Source organism: Aurantimonas aggregata, assembly GCF_010500835.1.
GTDB classification, from domain to species: Bacteria; Pseudomonadota; Alphaproteobacteria; order Rhizobiales; family Rhizobiaceae; genus Aurantimonas; species Aurantimonas aggregata.
Genome location: NZ_JAAAMJ010000004.1, coordinates 173,840 through 198,003 on the forward strand (window position 1 = coordinate 173,840; position 24,164 = coordinate 198,003).

Below are 24,164 nucleotides of genomic sequence, written 5' to 3' on the forward strand. Positions count from 1 at the left end.
CGATGAGCAGCACCACGATCGACAAGGCAGCCATCGCTGCCGCGCTCGGTAAAGTGGCGGCGGCGGCGGAAGCCGCCGCGGCCGAACTGAACGCCGCGGATGGTCAGCTGGGCGACGGCGATCTCGGCATCACCGTCTCGAAGGGGTTTCGCGAGGCGGCCAACGCCGACCTGCCGGAGGACGTGGGGCTCGCCCTGCTGGAATGCGCCAAGGCCTTCCAGCGGGTGTCGTCCTCGTCGTACGGCACCCTGGTCGCGACCGGCTTCATGGCTGCCGCCAAGGCGACCAAGGGTCGGTCGGACGTTCCCGCGTCCGAGATCCCGGCGCTCGTCGCCGCGGCCCGCGACGCGATGATGGCCCGCGGCAAGGGCGAACTCGGGGCCAAGACCGTGCTCGACAGTCTAGACCGGTCGGCACAGGCGCTGGAGGGCATGGCGCCCGAGGCCATGGCCGCAGCGGCGGTCCAAGCGGCGCGCGCGACGCTGGAGGCCTTCAAGGGCCAGCCCTGCAAGCTCGGCCGCGCCCGCATGTTCGCCGAGAAGAGCGCGGCGCTCGACGATCCCGGCCAGCTGGCGTTCCTGCGCATCGTCGAGCCGCTTGCCGACCAGACCTCGTAACGGAAGACCGACGCGATGGAATACAGGACGCTCGGCCGCTCCGGCCTCAAGGTCTCGGCGATCGCGATGGGCACGTTCTCGTTCGGCGGCGAGGGGGCCTTTGCCAAGGTCGCCTCGCAGGGCGTCGCCGAGGCGCGGCGCCTCGTGGATGTCTGCATCGAGGGCGGCGTCAACCTCTTCGACACCGCCAACATGTATTCGCTCGGCCGCTCCGAGGCGATTCTCGGCGAGGTGCTGGAAGGAAGGCGCGACGAGGTGCTGATCTCGTCCAAGGCGCGGATGCGGATCGGGCCGGGTCCCAACGACGAAGGCGCCTCGCGCTACCACATCATCCGCGAGTGCGAGCGCAGCCTGAAGCGGCTGCGGACCGACCACATCGACATCTACCTCATGCACGAATGGGACGGGCTGACGCCGCTCGATGAGACGCTGGCGGCGCTCGATACGCTGCAGCGCCAGGGCAAGATCCGCTATGCCGGCTGCTCGAACTATTCCGGCTGGCACGTCATGAAGGCGCTCGGCATCGCCGAGCGTGAGAAGCTGCCGCGCTTTGGCGCCCAGCAGATCCATTACACGCTGGAAGCGCGGGAGGCGGAATACGAACTCCTGCCGATCGCGGTGGACCAGGGCGTCGGGACGATGGTCTGGTCGCCGCTTGCGGCGGGGCTGCTGTCAGGCGCCTTCCGGCGCGACAGCCGGCCGGCGGATTCGCGTCAGGCAGCCGGCTGGAGCGAGCCGCCGATCCGCGATGAGGAGCGGCTCTGGCGGATCGTCGACTGTGTCGTCGAGATCGCCGAAGCCCGCGACCTGGCGCCGGCCCAGGTGGCGCTGGCGTGGACGCTGTCGCGCCCGGGCGTCTCGACGCTGGTCGTCGGTGGCCTCAGCGAGACGCAGTTCCGGCAGAATATCGCAGCGGCGGAACTGAAGCTTTCAGCGGACGAACTGGAACGGCTCAACCAGGTCAGCCGGCCGCCTTACCTCTATCCCTACTGGCACCAGCATAATTTCGCGGCCGATCGCTTCTGCGCCGCCGACGACGTCCTGCACGACAATTATCGCGATCTCGGGCTGGTGTGACGGGGCGGAGAACAGGGCGAAGGCCAAGCGCCGGATCCTTCCGGCGCTTGGTGGAGGCCCGCCGCCGCCCGCATGAAAGCTCATCTTTCGCCCGGTGCGGTCCTGGCTATGCCGGGCACACCGGTCGCGCTGAGCAGCCACAGGCGGAACAGCAACGCCGCGCGCCGTTGGTGGCAAGCACGTTCAGGCCGCCAGCCTGTCCGTGCAGGGAGCGACCTCGCTGGCGACGAGACCCTTGTGCAGGGCCCGGATGGTCGCCTCGAAGTCAGCCTCCTCGACGATCACCTGCAGGTCGACCTTGCGGATCAGGTCGTGGACGCCCAGCGGCACGATGCCGGCTTCGGCCAGCACGGTTATCGCCTTGCCGAGCGTGCTGATGCCGCCGAGGTCCCTGCCGATCGCCGATACGAGCGCCAGCTTGCGCAGGTTGATGCCGGCATTCGGAAACGCCTTGGAAAGATCGGCCTCGACGCGCTTGATCGCCTGCATCGAGCCCTTGAGGAAATGCGTGATCGTGTTGGCGTTCGAGGTCTTGGCGATGATCCAGACCTTGTGCCGGCGCAGCGCCTCGAGGATCTCGCTGTCGTAACCCTTGACCCCGACCATGTCCTGATCGTGGAACTCGAAGGCGAAGACTCCCTTGAGCCCGGTGACAATCTCGACCCCCGGGCGCGCCGTGAGGGCATTCGAGCGGATCACCGTTCCGGGATGGTCAGGCTCGAAGGCGTTCTTGACGCGCAGGGGAATGCCGGCCTGGCGCAGGCTCTTGGCCGCGCGGGGATGAATCGCCTCCATGCCCATGTTCGAAAGCTGGTCGGCGACGTCGTAATTGGTCTCGCCGATGACCCGCACTTCATCCGCACCGACGATGCGGGGATCGGCCGACGACAGATGGAATTCCTTGTGGATGATCGCTTCGGCAGCCTTCGTCATCACCGCCACGCGTGACAGCGTCACCTCGGAATAGCCGCGATCATACGTCTCCATCAGCGTTTCGACGCATTGGGCGTAGCCTGTGACCACCGGCAGTTCCCGGCTGATATCGACGTCGGCGAAAGCCCGCGTAATCGCCTCGTCGAGCGGCAACTGTCCGTCCTCGCACCAACCGGTCAGGTCGACGAACCGGGCGTTGACGCCATGGCTTTTCAGCAACAGCGCGGTGTTGTGCGCCGACTGCGCCTCGCCGAGCGAGGACAGCATCTCGCGCACGGTCATCAGATGCTGCTCGAGCTGGAAATGTCCGAACGAGCAAAGCCGCGCCAGATCGATCAGGCAGGAGCGTACGCCCTCGACGCGCTCGGTGACGAAGCGGTCCGCGGCCTCGCGCAAGCCGTCATCGGCGAAGATCTCGGCATTCCTGTCGAGCATGCGCCGGGCCACCTGGCTGAGCGCCTCGCCCCAGCTCCCGCCGCTCTCGGCGCCGGCGAATAACTTGTAGACGCCGGGCTCGCCGGATTTCTTGTGCTCGAGCAGGGCGTCGGTCATGCCCCCATAGGCAGAGACGACGAAGACCCGGTTGTACAGCGCCTCTCCCGTGCGTCTGCCGATCAAAACGGTATCGAGCAATTCGGCGGTTCGCGACATCGAGGTGCCGCCGATCTTTTCGACGCTGTGAGGCGCTTTGGGCATGAAGTCTCCAGTACCGTTCCCGGCGGACGGGAACGGCCAATTCTCTGAGTTTGTGCGTCGTCTTGAGGGCGGCGGACGCCCGGTCAGGCCAACTTGCCGCCAGCGATCTCGATCGGGCCGGCAGGATTGCGCGACGACAGGAACGCCGGGCGAGGCGACCGGGCGGCGAACGGATCGACCACCTTGTTGCTCCAGGCATTGTAGACGAAGAAGGCGTTCGAGCGCGGGAATGGCGTGATGTTGCCGTTCGAGCCGTGCAGCGTGTTGCAGTCGAACAGCACGACGGTTCCGGCAGCGCCCGCCGCGTAGTCGATGCCGACCCGGTCGGCCATCTCGGTCAGGCTGTCGTGGCTCGGAACCCCGACCTCCTGCTTCTTCAGCGACGTCTTGTGATTGTCCTCGGGCGTCTCGCCGGCACAGGCGATGAACGAGCGGTGCGAACCCGGCATCAGCATCAGCGGCCCGTTGAGCGCATCGTTGTCGGTCAACAGGATCGAGGCGGAGATCGCGCGCATCCGCGGCATGCCGTCCTCGGCGTGCCACGTCTCGAAATCGGAGTGCCAGTAGAATTCCTTGCCGGTGAAGCCCGGCTTGTAGTTCAACCGGCTCTGGTGAAGGTAGACCTCGTCATCGAGCAGATAGCTGACCCGCCCCGCGATGCGCTCGTCGCGCGCCAGGCGATCGAAAAGGGCGTTCTGCTCGTCGAGCCGGAAGACCGTGCGGACCTCGTTCGAGCCGGGTTCGGTGATGACGTTTTCGGCCGTCAGCGTCGACTCGCCGCTGCGAATGCGGCGTGACTCCTCCTGCAGGGCCGTCACTTCGAGCGGCGAGAAGACGTCTGTCAGGACGAGATAGCCATTCTCCTCGAAGCTCTCGGTCTGCTCGCGCGTGAGCGGCGCTTGCGGCGTCCATCTGCCCCAGAAGGTGGGATCCCGGCGCTCCAGCCACTGCTCGGTCTCGAGCCGGGTGGGATAGATATCGTCGGGGCTGTTCCATTGCATGGCGGTACTCATGGGGAGTTCCTTCCTGCGTGTTTGTTCAAATATCAGGCGGATTCGGCGGCCGGCGCGTAGGATCCGTCTTCGCGATGCACTTCGCTGCCGCTGACCGGCGGGTTGAAGCAGCACGCCATCACCATTTCCGATCTGGCGTTCAGGCGGTGCCGGTCGTGCTGGTCGAGCCCGTACATCACGCCGGGGCGGATCTGATGGACCTCGCCGGTCGCCAGATCCTCGATCGAGCCTTCGCCCGAGATGCAGTAGACGCTCTCGAAATGATGCTTGTAGTGGAATTCGTGACTGGTGTTCTCGTGGATGCGGGTGATGTGGAACGAGAATCCCATCGCATCCCCGGCCAGCAGCAGCCGGGTCGAATCCCAGCCTTCCGCCGTGACCAGACGCTCGGTCTGCCGTGCTTCGGCAAGGTCTCTGATGATCATGGTCGTGCCTTCTATTCGGCGGCGGCGCGGTGGCCGCCCAGGATTTCGTCGAACGCCATCTCGAGTATGTCGAGGCCGGCGGCCCACTGGGCCTGGCCGATGGTCAGCGGCGCGAGAACCTTGACGATCTCGTCGTGGCCGCCGGACGTCTCGATGATCAGCCCCTGCCGGAAGCAGGCCCGGCAGATCGCTTCGGCCACGGCGCCGGAGCCGGTATCGATCCCGCGCATCATGCCGCGTCCGCGCAGGGTGAACCCGTGCGTCCCGGCGATCGCACCCAGCCGATCTTCCAGATAGCGGGCCTTCGTCGCGACTTCGGCCTCGAAGGCGCCGTCCGACCAGAACTTCTCGATCGCGGCGGTCGCGGTGACGAAGGCATGGTTGTTGCCCCGGAAGGTGCCGTTGTGCTCGGCCGGCTCCCAGATGTCGTGCGCCGGCTTGCACAGCGTCAGCGCCATCGGCAGCCCCATGCCGGAAAGCGACTTGGCCATGGTGATGATGTCGGGGTCGAGTCCCATTTTCTCGAAGGAGAAGAAGCTGCCCGTCCGTCCGCAGCCGGCCTGGATGTCGTCGACGATGAACAGCGCGCCGTGCCGGCGGGCAATCGCCTCGATCTTCTTCAGCCATTCGGGCGACGCGGCGTTGAGGCCACCTTCACCCTGCACGGTCTCGACGATGAAGGCCGCCGGCGCGTCGAAGCCGCTCGACGGGTCGGACAGCTGCTGGTCGAGCATGTCCGCCGTGTCGATGTCGGGGCCGAAATAGCCGTCGAACGCCGCGCGCGAAACGCCTGGGAGCGCGGTGCCGGCGCCCTGGCGGTGGCCCGAGTTGCCGGTCGCGGCCAGGGCGCCGAGCGTGACGCCGTGGAAGCCGTTGGTGAAGGCGACAATCTCGGTGCGCCCCGTGACCTTGCGCGCCAGCTTGATGGCGGCTTCCACCGCGTTGGCGCCGGTCGGGCCGGTGAACTGCAGCTTGTAGTCCATGCCCCGTGGCTTGAGCACGACGCGCTCGAAGGTCTCCAGGAACGCCTGCTTGGCGTCGGTGAACATGTCGAGCCCGTGGGCGATGCCGTCGGACGCGATGTAGTCCATCAGCGCCGCCTTGAGGTCGGGGTCGTTGTGCCCGTAGTTCAGCGTCGAGCAGCCGGCGAGGAAGTCGGTGTAGGCCGCGCCTGACTTGTCGAAGAGCGTGGCGCCCTGTGCCTTGCCGAAGGTCTTGGGGAAGCTGCGCGAATAGGAGCGGACCTGGCTTTCGACACGGTCGAACACGGGGGAAAAGGCGGAAATCGTTGCTGTCATGAACACGTCTTTCTTGGGACGGTGAATGATGAGGGGGAGCCGGGCTCGCCTCAGGCGGCATCGCGCAAGGGCAGCGCGGCGCGCTCGAACGGACCGATCGAGACCAGATACTCCGTCTCGTGCCGGCCATCGAAATGGTCGTCGCGCTCGAAATGCGGTTGCCGGTTGAGGTCGGCCTCGAGCGAGTCGGCGATCGAGCCGAACAGGGCCCAGGATGCCTTGTTGGCCTCGGTGATGGTCGAATGGACGACACGCACGTCCGAGCAGACGTCGCGGGCAAGCACCGAAGCGATCAGCCGCCGCGCCAGCCCTTGCCCGCGGGCCTTTTCGCTGACGCAGACCTGCCAGACGAAGAGCACGTCCGGGGTCTCGGGCGGGATATAGCCCGAAACCCAGCCCACCACCGCGCCGTCGATTTCGGCGAGCGCGCAGGTCGCGGCGAAATGCGTGCACTGGAGGAGGTTGCAGTACATCGAGTTGTCGTCGAGCCCGGCGGTGCCCTGCACGAGGGCCCAGACATCGGCACCATCCTGGCGCCGTGGGGCCCTCAGGTGGATCCTGGCCGATGGGACCTTTCGGCGGCTCAACTCTGTCGTCTGCATTTTCGGTTCCTCGCTGATCACCGAGAAGGTTAGTCGTATCTAACTAAATGTCAAATGCCGTCTGCGAGCTATTGATACGCATTTGCGCCCAAAAATCGCTATTAGTGAGCGCTAGGAGGTGTTTCGGCCGTGCAGATTTTTATTGCTCGGATATGCGAAACAGGTTTACCTTCAGTAGGATAATTCGTATTTACGAATGATATCGACCGTCGAGATACGTCGCGATCGCGCTTGGGATCGCGTATTCGAGCAGCTAAGGTGATCGGCTCGTGCCCACAGATGGATCGCGCTATTTGGAAAACCGGACCAAGCGTGCCCTCACCGCGATGCGCAAGATCCTGCGCACGACCGATCTCAACGCCAAGGCCTTGCTGGCCGAGACCGGGCTCACCCCCTCGCAGCTGATTTTCCTGCAGATGCTGGAGGAGGGCGAAGAGCAGACTGCCGGCCATCTCGCCGCCCGCATGGGCATCACCCAGGCGACGGCCACGGTTCTGATCCACAAGCTCGAGGCTCTCGGCATGCTGCAGCGACGCAAGGGTGAAACCGACCGTCGGCAGGTCTGGCTTTCCCTGACGCCGCGGGCGCAGGATATCCTGGTGATCGCCCCGGATGGGGTGCATGCCCGCTTCAACGAACAGTTCCTGGCGCTTGAGGATTGGGAGCAGTCGATGCTGATCGCCTCGCTCGAGCGCGTGGCCGCCATGCTCGCCCCAGAAATCGGCGAGGCCGCGCCGGTCCTCGAAGCCGAGCAGACCCTGGTCCCGGACACGCTTTAGTCAGCCGTCACGTCAGCGACGCGGCGGGCAGCGTCCCGTTCGCTCAATAGCAATTCGTGGTGACCGTGTTTCCAAAGCCGGTCGATCGGCAAGAAATGTTCCTGTTGGCCTGTGCGGCATTAATCAGTGCCTGCCGATCAGCCTGCCGCTGCATATTATCGCCCGCTTGGGAAAGCGCCTGCGCGAAAGCTTGTCGGCGTTGGGCATTGGCGGCCCGCGTGGCGTCTTCTCTGCCAACCTCTTGGCGGAGGCATATCGTCATCTCTGGAGAGCCGTTAGCGACGCCTTGGTCGTTGCATCGCTCGATAATTTCATCGGCCAAAACCTTGACCTCGGTATAGCTCATCTCGGCAATGGGCTTTGTGGTGCAAGCGGCAAGCGGCGCCAGCAGCGCGACGATCAAGAGTTTTCTCATGCGGCTGACTGTGCCGCCGCACGCTCCCATCTGCAATCCGCGAAGGCGCGGCCTCCCAGCGACATTATCGACCGGTAAACATGACAGTTAGGGTCGGAGGTGGGGCCGGCAGTTACTTAAAACCCGAACTCAACAGCGGACGGGAAGGGATACCACTGGTACCGGTGGGTGAGGTCAGCCGGCGAGGCCGATCTCGACCGCGGCGATCGCCAGGGTCAGCAGGACCAGCGTCTCGGTGACGACCATCGCGACGTGCTGCCAGCCGAGCTGCAGCATGTCCTTCATGTTGGTGCGCACGCCAAGCGCGGCGATCGCCACGACCAGCAGCCAGCCCGACAGGTCGACGGCGAAACCGGCGGCAACGGGCGGCAGCAGTCCGAGGCTGTTGACGGCGGTGAGGGCAGCGAAGCCGACGACGAAGAGCGGCAGGCGGACGGATTTCGCTCCGCCGCGCTTCTGGCCGGCCAGCGCCAGCACGATGATGACCAGCACGACGGGCAGCATGGCGACGCGCAGCAGCTTGATGATCGTCGCGACGTCGCCGACGTCGGTCGAGATCGAATAACCCGCCCCCACCACCTGGGCGACGTCGTGGATCGTGGCGCCGACGAGGAAGCCGCTCTGGCTGGTGGTTAGGCCCAGCGCCGTGAAGAGGATCGGATAGAGGATCATCGCGATCGTGGACAGCGTCGTCACCGAGACGACGGTGAAGAGCAGATTGCGCTCGGTCTTCTCGTTGTGCGGGATAACCGAGGCGATCGCGAGAGCCGCGGACGCGCCGCAGATCGCCACGGAGCCGCCGGTCAGCAGCGAGAAGCGCCACTGCTTGTTGAAGATGCGCCCGCATACGAAGCCGGTGCCGATGGTCAGCGCGATGAGGCCGACGACCGTCGCGAAGGTGGAGATGCCGAGGGAGGCGATGTCGCTGGTGGTGATGCGGGCACCCAGCAGGACGATGCCGATGCGCAGGAGGTTCTTGGAGGAGAACTCCAGACCCGGCTTGAAGCGCGGATCGACGGCAAGGAAGTTGAACGCCATGCCGATCAGGAGGGCGAACAGCATGACCGGCGCGCCGTAGTGATCGGCGACGAAGCGCGCCGCGGCCGCGACGGTCAGCGCCAGCAGAATGCCGGGCAGGAGCGGACGATAACGGGCGTGGACGGCAGATAGGGTGGTTTCGGACATCGGGCTACCTGTCGTGCGCCAAGAAGCGGTCGTCGGCGGAAACGGGGACGACCTCGGGCCGGCCGGAGACGCGGGATGGAATCGTCATCGTCACGTCGGACAAGAAATCATATTTTTTGTCTTATACAAGAGTTGTTAACATCGCAAAGCCCCTGATGCCCCGATTTCGATTCCCTCTCGCGCTCCGATCGATCTCTCGGTCGGGCCGCGTTGACCGCGGGCGTGGCGCACGATGGCGGCGCGGCGGGACGGCCGGGGCGGGCCGGCGCGCCGACCTCCTCAGCGCAGGTCGGCCTGATAGTGGAACCCGTCGGTGAGGCATCGGGAAACCCGCCATTCCACGGGCGTGCCATCGAGCGCGAAGGCGACGCGCTCGATCGACAGGATCGGATGGCCGACGGGACAGCCGAGCTGGGCCGCGGTCGCCTCGTCGGCTGCCGTCGCCTTCAGCCGCTCCACCGCCCGGCCGATGGTGATCGCGAAGTGCTCGGAATAGAGCGCATAGACGTTGTTCGGCAGGTCGGGAAATTCGGCGAGGCTGGCAAAGCGGGCAAGCGGCAGCACGATCTCTTCCGCGATCACCGGCCGGCCACCGAGGCGCCGGATCCGTCCGATCCGCCAGACCTCCGCCGAAGCCTCGATCTGCAGCATTTCCGCGGCGGCGCCCGCGGCCTCGCGCTGCCGTTCGATCACCTGGCTTTCGGGAAATAGCCGCGTTCCGTCATCGGCGGCGAGTCGGAAGAACTGGAACAGGATCCGTCCTTCCTCGGGCAGCGCGACGAAGGTGCCGCGACCCTGCCGGCGCACCAGCAGGTGCTCCGCGGCCATCGCGTCGAGCGCCTTGCGCACGGTGCCCTGGCTGACGCCGAGCTCGGCGGCGATCTGGAACTCGCTCGGCAGCATCATGCCGGGTGTCCAGGCGCCATCGATCAGGCGCTGGATCAGTGCCTCGCGGACCTGCCGGTAAAGCGGCCGGAAGGCGGGCGCCCTGTCTGCCTCGCTCATGATCGGCTCCTGAGGATGCGACGGGCAATTCTTGCCGCCCCCGCTTGACACGTCGATGTAAACATAATTTATGTCTTATACAAGAGTGGTGAGGCGGCGCCTGCGCGGCCTGCATCCAGCGGAAACTGAAAATCCCTACCCGGAGGAACAAACATGAGCATCCCGCAACTGCTGGTACACGACCACAAGGACAATGTCGGCGTCGTCGTCGTCGAGGATCTCAAGGCCGGCACCGAGATGCTCTGCGTCGTCACCCACGACAATTCCTCCTTCACCCTGACCTGCAACGACGACGTGCCGATCGGTCACAAGGTGGCGCTGAAGGACGTGTCGGCCGGCGACGTCGCGGTGAAGTACGGCGAGGACATCGGCCGCTTCAAGGCGGACGTGAAGAAGGGCAGCCATGTCCACGTCCACAATCTGAAGACGAACCGCTGGTGATAGCGCGGCGCTAACGCCCGCCGCCGTCGCCCCGCGACGAACCAGTCCGACAGATTCGAAGAGAAAGCCAAAGCCATGCCGATCAATACAAACCGCAAGTTCCAGGGTTATCGCCGCGAGAACGGCCGCGTGGGCGTTCGCAACCACGTCGTCATCCTGCCCGTCGACGACATTTCCAACGCCTGCTGCGAGGCCGTCGCCAACAACATCAAGGGCACGCTGGCCCTGCCGCACGCCTATGGCCGCCTGCAGTTCGGGCCGGATCTCGACCTGCATTTCCGCACCATGATCGGCACCGGCGCCAACCCGAACGTCGCCGCCTGCATCGTCGTCGGCATCGAGCCTGGCTGGACGCAGAAGATCGCCGACGGCATCGCCGCGACCGGCAAACCGGTGGCCGCCTTCTCGATCGAGCAGAACGGTGACCTGAAGACCATCATGGACGTCTCGCGCAAGGCGAAGGAGTTCGTGCAGTGGGCGACCGAGGTGCCGCGCGTCGAATGCGACGTCTCGGAGCTCTGGGTCTCGACCAAATGCGGCGAGAGCGACACCACGACCGGCCTCGGCTCCTGCCCCACCGTCGGCAACATGTACGACAAGCTGATCCCGGAAGGCATCTACGGCGTCTTCGGCGAGACCTCCGAGATCACCGGCGCCGAGCATATCTGCAAGGAGCGCGCCGCCGACGCCGAGACGGGCGAGCGCTGGTACAAGATGTGGAAGGCCTACCAGGACGACGTGATCTTCGCCCACGCCACCGACGATCTTTCCGAGAGCCAGCCGACCAAGGGCAATATCGAGGGCGGCCTCTCGACCATCGAGGAGAAGGCGCTCGGCAATCTGGAGAAGATCGGCCGCGAGTGCCGCTACATCGACATTCTCGAGCCGGCCGAGGCACCGGCCAAGGGCAACGGCCTCTATTTCATGGACACGTCCTCGGCCGCGGCTGAGTGCGTGACGCTGATGGCCGCCGCCGGCTACGTCATCCACACGTTCCCGACGGGACAGGGCAACGTCATCGGCAATCCGATCATCCCGGTGATCAAGATCACCGCCAACCCGCGCACCGTGCGGACCATGTCGGAGCATGTCGACGTCGACGTCTCGGGCATCCTGCGCCGTGACATGACGATCGACCAGGCCGGCGACGCGCTGATCGAGAATATCATGCGCACTGCCAATGGCCGCGTCACCGCGGCCGAAGCGCTCGGCCACCGCGAGTTCGTGATGACCAAGCTCTACCGCAGCGCCTGACGCCTGCTGCCATCAAGCCTTGCCGGCCGTCCCCACACGGGGCGGCCGGCAAGGCTTTTGCCTTTCAAGCCAGTGCAAGGGGACACGATGGCCGACATCGTCATTTCCGAATTCATGGACGAGGCGGCGGTGGACCTGCTGCGCGCCCGTCACGACACGCTCTACGATCCCGAACTGGTCGACCGGCCCGGTGACCTGGCGGCGGCCGTCGCTGCCGCCCGGGCGCTGGTCGTGCGCAACCGCACGAAGGTGACCGAAGCGCTGATTCGCAACGCCCCGGAGCTCGCCTGCGTCGGCCGTCTCGGCGTCGGCCTCGACAATATCGATCTCGCCGCCTGCAAGGCGCGCGGCGTCACCGTCTATCCGGCGACCGGCGCCAACGACGTGGCGGTGGCCGAATACGTCGTCACGACTGCCCTGACGCTGCTGCGAGGCGCCTATGCGGCGACGGCGGACGTCGCCGCCGGACGCTGGCCGCGACAGCGCCTGATCGGCCGCGAGGCGATGGACAAGCGCCTCGGCCTCGTCGGCTACGGGTCGATCGCCCGCCAGACGGCGGCGCGCGCCCGGGTCTTCGGCTTCACCATCGCCGCCTTCGACCCGTTCCTGCCGGAGTCCGATCCAGCCTGGCGGGACGCCGAGCGGCTCGACCTCGACGCCTTGCTGGCATCCTGCGACGTGATCAGCCTGCACGTCCCGCTGACCGCCGAGACACGGCACATGATCGATGCCGCGGCGATCGGCCGGATGAAGCCGGGCGCCGTTCTCGTCAACACCGCCCGCGGCGGCGTCGTCGACGAGCCAGCCCTTGCCGCGGCGCTGCGGGGCGGCACGCTCGGCGGCGCGGCGCTCGACGTGTTCGAGACCGAACCGCTGACCGAAGCGGCGGGCGAGGTCTTCGAAGGGCTCGGCAATCTGATCCTGACGCCGCACATCGCCGGCGTCACGGCGGAATCCAATGTGCGGGTGAGCGCCGTCACCGCCGAGAACGTGTTGAAGCATCTGGAGGCGCTGCGATGAGCGAGATCCTGTCCGTCGCCGAAGCCGAGGCGCTGGCCGCTGCCGCGCTGGAGCGCAGCGGCACCGGGCCCGAACAGGCGGCCTCGGTGGGGCGCGGCCTCGTCGCGGCGGAGGCTGCGGGCCAGAGCGGCCATGGCCTGCGCCGGCTCGTCGCCTATTGCGGCCAGGCGCGCAGCGGCAAGGTCGCCGGCCGCGCCGTGCCGGACGCCGACCGGGTGCGCCCGGCGCTGCTGCGCATCGACGCCGCCGACGGCTTCGCCTTCCCGGCGCTCGACCTCGCCGTCGCGGAAATGCCGGGGATCGTCGCCGAGACCGGTGTCGCGGTCGCCGCCATCCGCCGCTCGCACCATGCCGGCGTGTTGGGGCTGACGGTGGAGCGTTTCGCCGAAGCCGGGCTGGTGGCGCTGATGATGGCCAATTCCCCCGGCGCCATGGCGGCCTGGGGCGGCACGCGCCCGCTCTTCGGCACCAACCCGATCGCCTTCGCGGCGCCGCTGCCGGATGGCGAACCGATCGTCGTCGACCTGTCGCTGTCGAAGATCGCCCGCGGCAAGGTGATGGCCGCCAAGCAGAAGGGCACGTCGATCCCGGAAGGCTGGGCGCTCGATGCCGAGGGCCGTCCGACCACCGACGTCGACGCCGCGCTCGCCGGCACGATGGTGCCGATGGGCGACGCCAAGGGCGCCGCACTGGCGCTGGTGGTGGAGATGCTGTCGGCCGGCCTCACCGGCGCCAACTACGCGTCCGAGGCGACGTCGCTGTTCGACGACAAGGGCCCGCCGCCGGGGCTCGGCCAGTTCCTGCTGGTGCTCGATCCGGCTGCCATGGGCGGGCCGCAGGCAATCGCCCGGCTGGGCGTGCTGATCTATGCCATCGCCGACGAGCCCGGCACCCGCATTCCCGGCCGGCGCAGCGGCGCGCTTCGCCGCCGTGCGCTGGCCGAGGGGATTGCGGTCGAGGACGACCTGCTGGCCGCCATCAAGGCAATTTGAGCCGTACGCGTGACGCAAAGAGCCGCCGACCTTGAGGATCGGCGGCTCTTTGCTGTCCAGTAAGCGCCGGGGCTAACGCCTCACCTGCCTCCGCTCAGTCGAGCAATTCGCGCTTGAGCAGGCTGTAGAGCGCCGATTTCGCCTCGAAGCCGACGCCCGGCACATTCGGCAGGCCGACCCGGCTGTTCCTGATTTCGGTCGCGTCGGCAAAGCCGCCGAAGGGCTGGAAGACGTCCGGATAGGATTCGTTGCCGCCCAGATGCAGACCGGCGGCGATGTTGAGCGACATCTGGTGGCCGCCATGCGGCACCACCCGCCGGCTCGACCAGCCGTTCTCCTGCATCATCGCCAGCGTGCGCATGTACTCGACCAGCCCGTAGGAGAGGGCGCAGTCGAACTGGAGGATGTCGCGGTCGGGGCGCATGCCGCCGTAGCGGATGAGGTTGCGCGCGTCCTGCATGGAGAACAGGTTCTCGCCGGTCGCCATGCGGCCGGAATAATGCTGCGCCAGCTCGGCCTGCAGCGCGTAGTCGAGCGGGTCGCCGGCTTCCTCGTACCAGTAGAGGCCGTAGGGCTCGAGCGCCTTCGCATAGGCGACGGCGGTTGTAAGGTCGAACCGGCCATTGGCGTCGACGCAGAGATGGGCCGGGTCGCCCACGACCTCGATCGCCGCGTCGATGCGCTTCAAATCGTCGGCGAGCGGGGCGAGGCCGATCTTCATCTTGCAGACCGTGTAGCCGCGGTCGACATAGGACCGCATCTCGTCCTTGAGGCCCTCGATCTCCTTGCCCGGATGATAGTAGCCGCCGGCGGCATAGACCCAGACGTCGTCATCGGCCACGCCGTCCCTGTAGCGATCGGCGAGCAGCCGGTAGAGCGGCTTGCCGGCGATCTTCGCCACGGCGTCCCAGACCGCCATGTCGATCGTGCCGACGGCGACCGAGCGCTCGCCGTGCCCGCCCGGCTTCTCGTTCGTCATCATGGTCTTCCAGATGGCGAAGGGATCGAGATTGGCTTCGCCCTCGTCGACCAGGGTCGCGGGATCGGCCTCCATCAGCCGCGGGATGAAACGCTCGCGCATCAGCGAGCCCTGGCCATAGCGGCCGTTGGAGTTGAAGCCGAAGCCGACGACCGGCCGGCCGTCGCGGACCTGGTCGGTGACAACCGCGACGACCGAGCAGGTCATCTTCGAGAAATCGATGAAGGCATTGGCGATCGGGCTGGCGATCGAGACCGTCTTTTCCCGGATGGCGGTGATGCGCATGGAGCGTTCCTGGTTGTTGTTCTTCGAGGTCGGCGGCACATCCACCCCCCTCTGCCTGCCGGCATCTCCCCCACAAGGGGGGAGATCGATCCCGCTCGGATGCCGCAGTTCTTCGCAAGGTTCGAGAGTTCACTTCGGTTTGCCAGGTAGGCTGGGTCCGTGAAGCATCCGATCTCCCCCCTTGTGGGGGAGATGCCCGGCAGGGCAGAGGGGGGTATGTCCCTCCGCGCAGGGCAGAGGGGGTATCCGGCCTCAGCCGCCCCATGCCGGCAACATCACCCCGCCGAGATCACGCTAGCGATTGCCTCGCCGCATTCGGCGGTGTTGGCCTTGCCGCCCATGTCGCGGGTCCGCGAGGCGGGGTCGGCGATCACCGTCTCGATCGCCGCGATCACGGCGTCGGCGGCGTCCTTGTGGCCGAGATGCTCGAGCATCATCGCCGCCGACCAGATCTGGCCGATCGGATTGGCGATGCCCTTGCCGGCGATGTCCGGTGCCGAGCCGTGCACCGGCTCGAACATCGACGGGAAGTCGCCCTCGGGATTGATGTTGGCCGAAGGGGCGATGCCGATCGAGCCGGCCACCGCCGGGCCGAGATCCGACAGAATGTCGCCAAAAAGGTTCGAGCCGACGACGACGTCGAACCAGTCCGGATGCTGGACGAAATGCGCGCAGAGGATGTCGATATGGTACTGGCTAGTGGCGATGTCGGGGTATTCCGCCTTCATCGCGGCGAAGCGCTCGTCCCAGAACGGCATGGTGTGGATGATGCCGTTCGACTTCGTCGCCGAGGTCACCTGCCTGCGCGGCCGCGTCCGGGCCAGCTCGAAGGCGTAGCGCAGCACCCGGTCGACGCCGCGACGCGTGAAGATCGATTCCTGGATGGCGAGCTCGTTCTCGGTGCCGCGATAGAGCCGGCCGCCGGCCTCGGAATATTCGCCTTCGACATTCTCGCGCACGACGTAGAAATCGATGTCCTCGGGGCCGCGATTGGCGAGCGGGCTGGTGGTGCCCTTCAAGAGGCGGACCGGCCGCAAATTCACATACTGGTTGAAGTCGCGGCGGATCGGGATCAGCAGGCCCCAGAGCGAGACGTGGTCGGGAACTTCTGGCCAGCCGACCGCGCCGAGGAACACCGCATCGTGCTTGCGGAACTGCTCGAGGCCGTTCTCCGGCATCATCCGCCCGTGCTTCCTGTAGTAGTCGCAGCTCCAGTCGACCTCGTCGAACTGGAAGCCGATATCGAACCGGCGGCCGACGGCTTCGAGCACGCGCATGCCTTCGGGCACGACCTCGCGGCCGATGCCGTCGCCGGGAATGGTCGCGATCTTCAGGCGGTTGGTTGCGGACATGCGGGGGTACTCCGTATTTTCAGGTTCCGCGCCAAGGTGCGCAGGCGCGGCCGGTCTAGAGGAACATGCCGGTCGGCATCGGGATGAGCAGGACCCTCGCCATCACCAGGTAGAAGACGGTGAGGATGGCAAGGCCGATGACCACGAGGGCGGCGCCCTCGCGGAGCGACATGCGGTCATGGGTCGCCACGAGCATGATCGCGAAATAGGCCAGCACGCTCGACACGAAGAAGCCGAGGATCGGGATCAGCACGATCCAGACGATCATCGCCAGCAGGAACAGCAGGCGGCGCGGCATCGACTCGTGGCTGGCCTCGGGCTGCGCCTCGCCTGGCGCCTCGTCCGCCGCCGCCGGAACAGGGCGCATGCCAAGGACGACATTGCGCAGGATGAGCGCCAGCGCGAAGACGATCATCGCGACCGAGACGGTGATCGGAAAGACCGAGCCCATCGGGGACATGTTGCCGGTCTGCAGGATCAGGAAGGCGCCGAGCGCGACGAACAGGGCGGCCAGGATCGTTCCCGGCACGTCGTGCGGCTTTCTAAGGCTGGCCATCGCGGCTCTCCACGGTGATGTCGGTATGGGACTTGCGGGCCCGCCTGGCGCCGATCGCGGCGGCAATCAGCGGATAGAACAGGGTCAGCGCGGCGAAGGCGACGATCGCCATCGAGATCGGCCGGCCGAAGAACATGCCGAGGACGTTCCCCTGGGCATTGCCGATCAGATAGCTCTGGACGAAGCCCTGCTCGGCGATCTGGCCGAGCACCAGGCCGAGCACGATCGGCGAGGGCGAATAGCCGGTCCGGTTGAGCAGCCAGCCGACGACGCCGAGGCCGAGCATTACCGCCACGTCGTTGAGGTTGTTGTGGATGGCGAAGCTGCCGACCACGGTCATGAAGGCGATGGTCGGCACCAGCGCCGATTTCGGGATCGCCACGATGCTCTTGTAGGCATAGCGGCCGATCAGCAGGCCGACCGGCAGCATGATCAGCGTGCCGATGATCAGGCCGAAGATGAAGGTGTAGACGATCGAGCCCTGGGTGGTGAACAGGGTCGGTCCGATGCGGATACCCTGGACCAGCAGCGCACCGAGGATGACCGCGTCCGGCGGCGTGCCGGGAATGCCGAGGACGAGGGTCGGGATGAAGCCGCCGCCGACGGTGGCGTTGTTGGCCGACTCGGTGGCGATGATCCCGCCCGGCTCGCCCGTGCCGTAGCGCTCGGGGTGCTTGGAGGAGCGGCGCGCCTCCGAATACGAGACGAGACTCGCCACCGAGCCGCCGGCGCCCGGCAGGATGCCGACGATCGTGCCGATCAGCGACGAGCGGATCAGGTTGACCTTCTCCTTCATCGTGATCGCGAACGCCTCCTTGAGGCGGAAGCCGCCGCTCTCCGCGGCGACCCGAAGATGCGGGTCGCGCGTGGCGACGAGGTCGATGAGCACGGGAATGCAGTAGAGGCCGATCAGGCCGGCGACGATGTTGATGCCGCCGAGCAGGATCTGGCTGTCCATGGTGAAGCGCACGTCCGCGCCGATCACCGCGATGCCGACCATCGACAGCAGCAGCCCGAGACAGGCGCCGATCATGCCCTTGAGCAGGTTGCCGACGGAGAGCGCCGAGATCAGCGTCAGGCCGAACACCGCCAGCCAGAAATACTCGGGCGGGCCGAAGGCGAGGGCGACCTGCGCCAGCGGTGGCGCCAGGAACATCAGGAGCAGCGCGCCCACCAGCCCCCCGGTGACCGAGGCGAGTGTCGCCAGGCTGACGGCGAGCGCGCCGTCGCCGCGCTTGGCCATCGGGAAGCCGTCGAACGTTGTGGCGATGGCCGACGGCGTGCCGGGCGTGTTGACCAGGATGGCCGAGTAGGAGCCGCCGTAGATGGCGCCGGTATAGATCGCGCCGAGCACGATCAGGCCGGAGGCGGGATCCATGGTGAAGGTGAAGGGCACGAGGACCGCGACGGCCATCGTCGCGGAAAGACCGGGCATGGCACCGATGACGATACCGGCGACAACCCCGATCAGGGCAAGGCCGAGATTTGTCAGCGTCAGGGCCTCGGCGAGGTAGACGAGCTTGTCCATGGCGTCCGCTTCAGATGGCGCGAGGATGAAAGGGCGGAAGCGTCAGCTGCGCTTCCGCCCGGACCGGATGCCGGATCAGTTCTGGGTGATACCCATCTGCTTGGCGGTTTCCTCGTACTCGGCGCGCCGCTCGCCCATGAAGGCTTCCATCTCGCCATAGGGCACGTCGATGACGACGAAGCCGCCATCCTTCATCTTCTGGACGAAGTCCGGGTCGGCATTGATCTCGCCGATCATGTCGGAAACCTGCTGGCGCACTTCCTCGGAAGCCGAGTTCGGAACGGCCACGCCGCGATAGGCGCCGCCGGTCATGTCGTAGCCGAGCTCCTTGAATGTCGGAATATCCGGGAAGCTCGGGACGCGCTCGTCAGCCGCGACGGCGAGCACGCGGACCGCGTCACTCTGGTTGAGGGCGGCGGTGGTGTAGCTGAACCCCGCCTGCACCTGGTTGCCGAGCACGGCGGTAGTCGCCGGACTGGTGCCGGAGAACGGGATGTAGGTCGTGGTGACGCCGGCGAGCCGGTCGAAGGTTTCCTTGGCGACGTGGTTGGCCGAATTGGTGCCGGAGCCGGAGAAGGTCACGAGGCCCGGGTTTTCCTTGGCGTAGGCGACGAGTTCCTCGAGGGTCTGGAACTGGCTGTCGGCCGGCACGATGATCGCGTCCGGCGTGTAGTGGAAGAAGTAGACGTTGGTCAGGTCCTCGGTCTTGTAGCCGACGTCCTGGGCCATCGGCTGCATGATGATGTGGGGCAGGTTGGTGCCCATGATCGTGTAGCCGTCGCCCTCCATGCCGTTCAGCTGCGACCAGGCCTGGGCGCCGCCGGCGCCTTCGAGATACTGCACGACCATGCTCTGGCCGGTCTGCTTCTCGAATACCGGCTGCTGCAGGCGCGCCGCGATGTCGGACTCGCCGCCTGCGTTGAACGGAATGATGTAGTTGACCGGTTTGGTCGGGTAGTCCTGCGCTACGGCGGGCACCGCCGACAGCACGATCGACATCGCGGCACCGGCAAGAATGGTCGTGAATTTCATCTGGAATCCTCCCTGGATCATCGATGACGACACCCTCGGCCTCCCAGCCGGAGAGGGTGCGTCGGCGCTATCTGGGACAATCATTTGCCGAATGTCAATCTTGCGTTCGTTGATGCATGCATCAGAGCATGCATCATTTGCGCCACCGAAGGGGCCGCGATAGACTGGCTTCGCACAGGGAGCCCCATATGTCCGATGCCGCCGCGCTCTTCGAAACCGACAGTGTCGAGCGCAAGCCGCCTCTGGTCGAAGCGGCTTATGACGCGCTGAAACAGGCGATCCGCGACGGCATGTTTCCGCCGGGGTTTCAGGGCTCGGAACTGGAGATGGCGCACCGGCTCGGCATGAGCCGGACCCCGGTGCACCAGGCAATCATCCGCCTTCAGAGCGAAGGCATGGTCGAGCTTCGGCCGAAGCGGGGCGTGGTCATAAGCAGCCTGTCGCCGGACGACATGCGGGAAGTCTACGACGTTATCATCGCCGTCGAGGGGATGGCGGCGCTGCTGCTGGCCGAGCAACCGGCGGCCGCCCGGCAGGCGGTCTGCGACGATCTCGAAGCCCTGAACGAAGAGCTCGTCGAGGCCCTCGATCGCGACGACCTTGCCCGCTGGGCAGATGTCGATGCGCGGTTCCACGCCGTGCTCGTCGAGGGGAGCGGCAACAGCCGGCTCGCCAAGATCGCGCGGATCAATATCGACCAGTCCTACCGGGCCCGGCGGCTGACCCTGCGCTTCCGGCCGAAACCGGTGCATTCCATCGGCGAGCACCGGCTCATTTTGGATGCGGTGCGGGGCGGCGATGCTGCCGGCGCCCGTCAGATGGCGCAGGATCACAAGATCAAGGCTCGGGATCTTATAGTAGCGCTACTGAAACGTTACGACATGAAATATCTCTGATAGTATATATCCGAGCGCGCCCAGTTACCGCTCGTGATGATGACCATTGACGAGTCCGGAAAATCGATAATCAAAAACTACTAGCTCGTTGGACGGGATGCGCGATCTGGCCACAGCACGCCGGCGTATCAATGGAGGTGGATGATCGCCAGAACGAGAATCGCGGTCACAACTTGAAGGCGTCCTGCGATAGAAGCAGGCGGCGGTGGCATTACGCAAAAAAACCGCTTCCGGTTGATCAGCAGAGCCCATTCGTTCCACTTCGTCGAGGAATGAGTTCCGTACGACTATCAAGCGGATCGCCGGTGCGCAGAATCGCAGAACTTACCTCCATTTTATTCTCGTTTACAGGCTTGATTGCGGTCGCAAATGCGGCATCGGCTTCAATATTGTGCATCGCCCACACGGCAGCTTGGGTGCGATTCGAGACACCTAGCTTTCGTAATATAGATTTGACATGAACCTTCACGGTAGCGTCGCTGATGCAGCATTTCCGGGCGATGACCTTGTTCGAAAATCCGCTGGATAGATAGTTGAGGATTTCCATCTCTCGCTCGGAAAGACGCTCCTTTCGAGATGAAGCAGACTGATCTCCCCAACCGCTGACCGTCCTGGAATTTTCTTGTGCAGGAACAGCATGCTCGGAAACTTGGCGATTTGGCGGGGCTCCATCGCCATTATTAGCCGAAGGAACACCATCAGGCTCTTTGGCAGCACGAAAGCGCCGCTCACTGGCTGACACCACCTGCCGCCCGTCCCCCTCGGAGGCGCCGAGCCTGTTCACAACTCCCATCGACACCGACGAGTAAACACATCCCCCCAGCGCGATGAGTTCGAGGCTCTTTACCAGGACATCCTGCGAGACCGAGCGAACCAGGATACCATGGGCCCTTGCAGCCTCTGCCTGACGTAGACACTCCTCGGATATGCTCTCTGCCAGAAGGACGATATGGGCTCCGGGGTTGGCCTGATGCAGACGAACCACACCTTCTTCGTCCAAGACCGTGTCTCGATGGTACCCGACAAGAACAATGAGTTCATCGGGCCATTTGCGCGGCTTTATGTCGAGGTCCTGGAACTCGGAGACGATGGCGCATACGCGAAAGCTCTCCTCCTTGAGGAGGGAAGCGAGCCCCGCCCGAAATACGGGATTGCTCTCGCATATCGCCACGAAGATGCGTTTTGCCATTGCCAATCCCCCAACTGTGCGTGCGTGGCTTCCAATCAATTACCGAGATAATGACGACAAAATTTATAAATACTGCATAATTCAATATTAATATAAGAAGATCGATCTAATTCATAACATATATATAATATAACAGAAATAACATTATTGTGCTAACTTAGCTAACTCAGCTAAGGCTGCGCCCGGATGAATTACCGACATCGCCGGCGGGGCCGGCACGGGAGAACAGTTTACTGAATGCTAAAGAGTGCGTTAGGGAGGAAGGTCCAAGAAAACGTGGCAACTTTGGTCGGCGACATTCATCGACCAAAGTCCGACTCGTTTAGACCTCGGTCGGGGCGGGCGGCTGGGGAGCGCCGGCTAATGCGGCTGCGAAGGCGGAAGATCGCGATCAGCGGCGGCGGGTCACTGGCCGGACACCTCTTAGATCGCGCTATGCGGACGCCGGATGCCCATTATGGTCGGTACCAGCTGAAGCTGGAACCTGTGATAGCGGCGTCGTCGTTCGCCCGCAAGTTGGCGAACAGGATCTGTGGGAGGAGACAACCGACAGTCGCTTCCGCGCGTTGCTGAGAGTTCGTCCGGCGTGTTGGACGCCGGGTCTCACGTCGGTATATCGGCCCTGCTGGATCAGAGCCTGGCTTTGGCCGCGACCACCCACTGACGACTAGCTTTCCGTTTGCCTATGACGACTGGTGCCGGTCGGCGCCTGTACCGGCTAACGGTCCCGCGTTGCTATGCACCCTATTGGCGAGGCGGTAATCCGAGCCGCCTGAGTCTAGTTGCTGGTGACGGTCTGCGTGTTTACGCTCGCTAACGGTGTGCCTGTTATCTGCCCGCTCGGTTCAGGCGTCGGAGCATGGAGGGGCTGGCTGGCGTCCTCGGCGATATTGACGAGGTCACCCGGTTCCAGGACGGTCATGCCCGAGGCTTGGATCTCGACGGGGCGTCCATCTGTCTGCCGAACAACCCGGTAGATCGTCTGCCGTTTTCCCGTGGATGTCGATGGCGACCGGGTCCCGGGCAGAGCGCTCAGGATTTCGTCACTGGTGTCCAATTCGCGCTGGCTTTCAACGATCTGGCGCTGGGTTTCTTCGACTTCGCCTGCGAGTTCGCTGGCGATCTCGGACTGGGCCTTAAGCGTTTCCGCCTGAAGCGTCGCAAGACGCTGTTTGGCCGAAAGATACTGGTTGAAGGCCTCGTGACGGCGCTCCTCGGCGTCTGCCAGTTCGGCCTGCGCCTGCGAAAGCGCGTCGGAATCGAGGACCTTGCGCTGGACCAGCGACCTTATGTTGTCCATTCGCTCCCGGCGTATCTTGACGAGATCCTCAAGCGAATCCATCCGGGCGTAGATCCGCACATCATGCGTCGCCGCCTCGATGGCGTTCATCGCCGTCTGCTTGCGGAACTCCTGAGCCAGGACAATGGCCCGGCGCCGGTCGATCTGCTCGTTGATGAGGTTGTCGGCTTGTGCGGCGCCAGCCATTGCCACGAGTTGAGGCGGCGCGACGGGCGTTGTCACGTCGCGCTCCGCTCTCAGGACGGCGGCTCTCGCGAGCATCTTCAGCATTGATCCGGACATTTCTTCCCGCGTCTCTGTCGCCCGGATCGCTTCGATATTCTGCCAGGGATCACTGATACGCGGATCGAGGCCTCCGGCGAGCGCAATTGCGTGCAGCACCGTCATTCCGGGAACGTATTTGAAGGATCCCGGGGCTCTGACCGGACCGAGGACATAGATCGGCGCGCGCGCTGAAAGCATCACATTCACGAGCGGCCGGCGTCCGAGCATATCTTCAAAGGCGCCACTGAGCGCGGACTGCACCTCACTTTCTGAACGGCCGGCGGCCGGAACGACGCCGAGGAGAGGAACGGCGATGTTGCCGTCCTCCTGCACAATGTAGTCGCCGCTCAGTTCCGGACGCTGCTGTATGCCGGTCAGTGCGGACGTCGGACGGCCCCATTTGTCGTCCTCGGTCGCCACTCGCTCGTAAATGACGACTTTCAGGCTGTCTCCGACACCAAGCGCTCGAGGATTTGACACGGCGGGCAGCGGGTGAGGGCGCTCTGCCAGGCTCGCCGGAGAACGATCGGCAAGTCTTGACGCTGGATGTTCCACGTCCAACGCCGGCTCTCGTTCACTGTCGATCTCCGCCTGATCCGCCGCCCCCGACGCCTTGTCTTCCTGAGGCAGGTTGGCCGGGTTTCGCCCTAACCTGGCGGAGGTTTGCGAGACCTCCGTTCTCAAAGCGGCAAATAAATCGCCTTCTGGCACATAACGGTCCCAGAACTTGCCGATCTGTGCCGACAAGGGAGCCATCTGAGCCTGCGCCGTCGATACGAGACGCTGATAAGCCGGATTTTTCTCGACGTACGGTTTGCCTGCCGCCGCGCCCGCAACAGCCAGCGCTCCAATACTGAGCAGAAGGATGATGCGCCTGCCCCGTCTTTTCGGCGCACGTTGGAGAATCTTCGGATCTCCTAATTGATCGCGCATCATTTGTTGCTCGCCCATGGGTCTGGTCCAATCAAACAGGGGAAACAAGATTTCTCTATTGCTCTACAAATACAAGCAAACATATCCATGTAATATTC

23 protein-coding genes are annotated in these 24,164 nt (G+C 65.0%); 8 read left to right on the forward strand and 15 right to left on the reverse strand.

The annotated features are described in order from the left end of the window. The first annotated feature begins 2 nt into the window (after nt 1-2). A complete protein-coding gene (locus GTW51_RS08660; protein WP_163043512.1) occupies nt 3-617 on the forward strand; it encodes a DAK2 domain-containing protein in 615 nt (204 codons plus the stop codon). A gap of 15 nt (nt 618-632) precedes the next feature. Next, on the forward strand, nt 633-1,694 hold the full coding sequence (locus GTW51_RS08665) for an aldo/keto reductase (protein WP_163043513.1): 1,062 nt from the start codon (nt 633-635) through the stop codon (nt 1,692-1,694). Between the two features lie 183 nt (nt 1,695-1,877). On the opposite strand, the gene GTW51_RS08670 is transcribed toward GTW51_RS08665, so the two are convergent. The 5 genes from GTW51_RS08670 to ectA all read right to left on the reverse strand — a co-directional run bounded on the left by GTW51_RS08670 (nt 1,878) and on the right by ectA (nt 6,661). Next, nucleotides 1,878-3,323, reverse strand: coding sequence for an aspartate kinase (locus GTW51_RS08670; RefSeq protein WP_163043514.1), 1,446 nt, complete (start codon nt 3,321-3,323; stop codon nt 1,878-1,880). An 83-nt stretch (nt 3,324-3,406) separates the two neighbouring features. After that, nucleotides 3,407-4,336 (reverse strand): ectoine hydroxylase, encoded by a 930-nt coding sequence (gene thpD, locus GTW51_RS08675; RefSeq protein ID WP_246232806.1) that lies wholly within the window; start codon nt 4,334-4,336, stop codon nt 3,407-3,409. Nucleotides 4,337-4,368: 32 nt separating this feature from the next. Beyond that, nucleotides 4,369-4,761 carry an ectoine synthase gene (locus tag GTW51_RS08680; protein WP_163043515.1) on the reverse strand — a complete coding sequence of 131 codons (393 nt, stop codon included), beginning with the start codon at nt 4,759-4,761 and terminating at the stop codon, nt 4,369-4,371. An 11-nt stretch (nt 4,762-4,772) separates the two neighbouring features. Then, nucleotides 4,773-6,059 (reverse strand): diaminobutyrate--2-oxoglutarate transaminase, encoded by a 1,287-nt coding sequence (gene ectB, locus GTW51_RS08685; RefSeq protein ID WP_163043516.1) that lies wholly within the window; start codon nt 6,057-6,059, stop codon nt 4,773-4,775. Nucleotides 6,060-6,109: 50 nt separating this feature from the next. Then, nucleotides 6,110-6,661 carry a diaminobutyrate acetyltransferase gene (gene ectA / locus GTW51_RS08690; protein ID WP_163043517.1) on the reverse strand — a complete coding sequence of 184 codons (552 nt, stop codon included), beginning with the start codon at nt 6,659-6,661 and terminating at the stop codon, nt 6,110-6,112. A gap of 293 nt (nt 6,662-6,954) precedes the next feature. On the opposite strand from ectA, the gene GTW51_RS08695 reads away from it, so the two are divergent. Next, nucleotides 6,955-7,440 (forward strand): MarR family winged helix-turn-helix transcriptional regulator, encoded by a 486-nt coding sequence (locus GTW51_RS08695; RefSeq protein WP_163043518.1) that lies wholly within the window; start codon nt 6,955-6,957, stop codon nt 7,438-7,440. 43 nt (nt 7,441-7,483) lie between these two features. Here GTW51_RS08695 and GTW51_RS08700 read toward each other — a convergent pair whose 3' ends face one another. From GTW51_RS08700 to GTW51_RS08710, 3 genes are all read right to left on the reverse strand, one after another. Continuing rightward, nucleotides 7,484-7,843, reverse strand: coding sequence for a hypothetical protein (locus tag GTW51_RS08700; RefSeq protein ID WP_163043519.1), 360 nt, complete (start codon nt 7,841-7,843; stop codon nt 7,484-7,486). Nucleotides 7,844-8,029: 186 nt separating this feature from the next. Further along, nucleotides 8,030-9,040 (reverse strand): YeiH family protein, encoded by a 1,011-nt coding sequence (locus tag GTW51_RS08705; RefSeq protein WP_163043520.1) that lies wholly within the window; start codon nt 9,038-9,040, stop codon nt 8,030-8,032. 279 nt (nt 9,041-9,319) lie between these two features. Next, a complete protein-coding gene (locus tag GTW51_RS08710) occupies nt 9,320-10,045 on the reverse strand; it encodes a GntR family transcriptional regulator (protein WP_163043521.1) in 726 nt (241 codons plus the stop codon). Between the two features lie 153 nt (nt 10,046-10,198). On the opposite strand from GTW51_RS08710, the gene GTW51_RS08715 reads away from it, so the two are divergent. From GTW51_RS08715 to GTW51_RS08730, 4 genes are all read left to right on the forward strand, one after another. Then, nucleotides 10,199-10,486 carry a UxaA family hydrolase gene (locus GTW51_RS08715; RefSeq protein WP_163043522.1) on the forward strand — a complete coding sequence of 96 codons (288 nt, stop codon included), beginning with the start codon at nt 10,199-10,201 and terminating at the stop codon, nt 10,484-10,486. A gap of 75 nt (nt 10,487-10,561) precedes the next feature. After that, nucleotides 10,562-11,740: a UxaA family hydrolase gene (locus GTW51_RS08720; protein ID WP_163043523.1), complete on the forward strand. Its 1,179-nt coding sequence runs from the start codon at nt 10,562-10,564 to the stop codon at nt 11,738-11,740. A gap of 87 nt (nt 11,741-11,827) precedes the next feature. After that, a complete protein-coding gene (locus GTW51_RS08725; protein WP_163043524.1) occupies nt 11,828-12,760 on the forward strand; it encodes a hydroxyacid dehydrogenase in 933 nt (310 codons plus the stop codon). Next, nucleotides 12,757-13,752: an Ldh family oxidoreductase gene (locus tag GTW51_RS08730; protein WP_163043525.1), complete on the forward strand. Its 996-nt coding sequence runs from the start codon at nt 12,757-12,759 to the stop codon at nt 13,750-13,752. Before GTW51_RS08725 ends, GTW51_RS08730 begins: the two co-directional genes overlap by 4 nt. 94 nt (nt 13,753-13,846) lie before the next feature. Here the strand turns inward: GTW51_RS08730 and GTW51_RS08735 are convergent, their stop codons facing one another. From GTW51_RS08735 to GTW51_RS08750, 5 genes are all read right to left on the reverse strand, one after another. Beyond that, a complete protein-coding gene (locus GTW51_RS08735; RefSeq protein WP_163043526.1) occupies nt 13,847-15,016 on the reverse strand; it encodes a mandelate racemase/muconate lactonizing enzyme family protein in 1,170 nt (389 codons plus the stop codon). 275 nt (nt 15,017-15,291) lie between these two features. Further along, the gene (locus GTW51_RS08740; RefSeq protein ID WP_163043527.1) at nt 15,292-16,368 is read right to left on the reverse strand and encodes a tartrate dehydrogenase; all 1,077 of its coding nucleotides are present in this window, start codon (nt 16,366-16,368) and stop codon (nt 15,292-15,294) included. 55 nt (nt 16,369-16,423) lie between these two features. Further along, a complete protein-coding gene (locus GTW51_RS23515) occupies nt 16,424-16,924 on the reverse strand; it encodes a tripartite tricarboxylate transporter TctB family protein (protein ID WP_203565972.1) in 501 nt (166 codons plus the stop codon). Further along, the gene (locus tag GTW51_RS08745; RefSeq protein ID WP_203565973.1) at nt 16,911-18,452 is read right to left on the reverse strand and encodes a tripartite tricarboxylate transporter permease; all 1,542 of its coding nucleotides are present in this window, start codon (nt 18,450-18,452) and stop codon (nt 16,911-16,913) included. The genes GTW51_RS23515 and GTW51_RS08745 overlap by 14 nt, the downstream gene beginning before the upstream one ends. A gap of 75 nt (nt 18,453-18,527) precedes the next feature. Further along, nucleotides 18,528-19,484 carry a Bug family tripartite tricarboxylate transporter substrate binding protein gene (locus GTW51_RS08750; protein WP_163043528.1) on the reverse strand — a complete coding sequence of 319 codons (957 nt, stop codon included), beginning with the start codon at nt 19,482-19,484 and terminating at the stop codon, nt 18,528-18,530. Between the two features lie 188 nt (nt 19,485-19,672). Here GTW51_RS08750 and GTW51_RS08755 point away from each other — a divergent pair, with 188 nt between their 5' ends. Continuing rightward, nucleotides 19,673-20,380, forward strand: a complete 708-nt coding sequence (locus GTW51_RS08755; protein ID WP_163043529.1) for a GntR family transcriptional regulator — start codon at nt 19,673-19,675, stop codon at nt 20,378-20,380. 238 nt (nt 20,381-20,618) lie between these two features. On the opposite strand, the gene GTW51_RS23870 is transcribed toward GTW51_RS08755, so the two are convergent. Continuing rightward, entirely contained in the window at nt 20,619-21,569 is a 951-nt protein-coding gene (locus GTW51_RS23870) for a response regulator transcription factor (RefSeq protein ID WP_246232808.1), read from the reverse strand. Between the two features lie 778 nt (nt 21,570-22,347). Then, nucleotides 22,348-24,084, reverse strand: a complete 1,737-nt coding sequence (locus GTW51_RS08765) for a polysaccharide biosynthesis/export family protein (protein WP_163043530.1) — start codon at nt 24,082-24,084, stop codon at nt 22,348-22,350. Nucleotides 24,085-24,164: the final 80 nt, after the last annotated feature.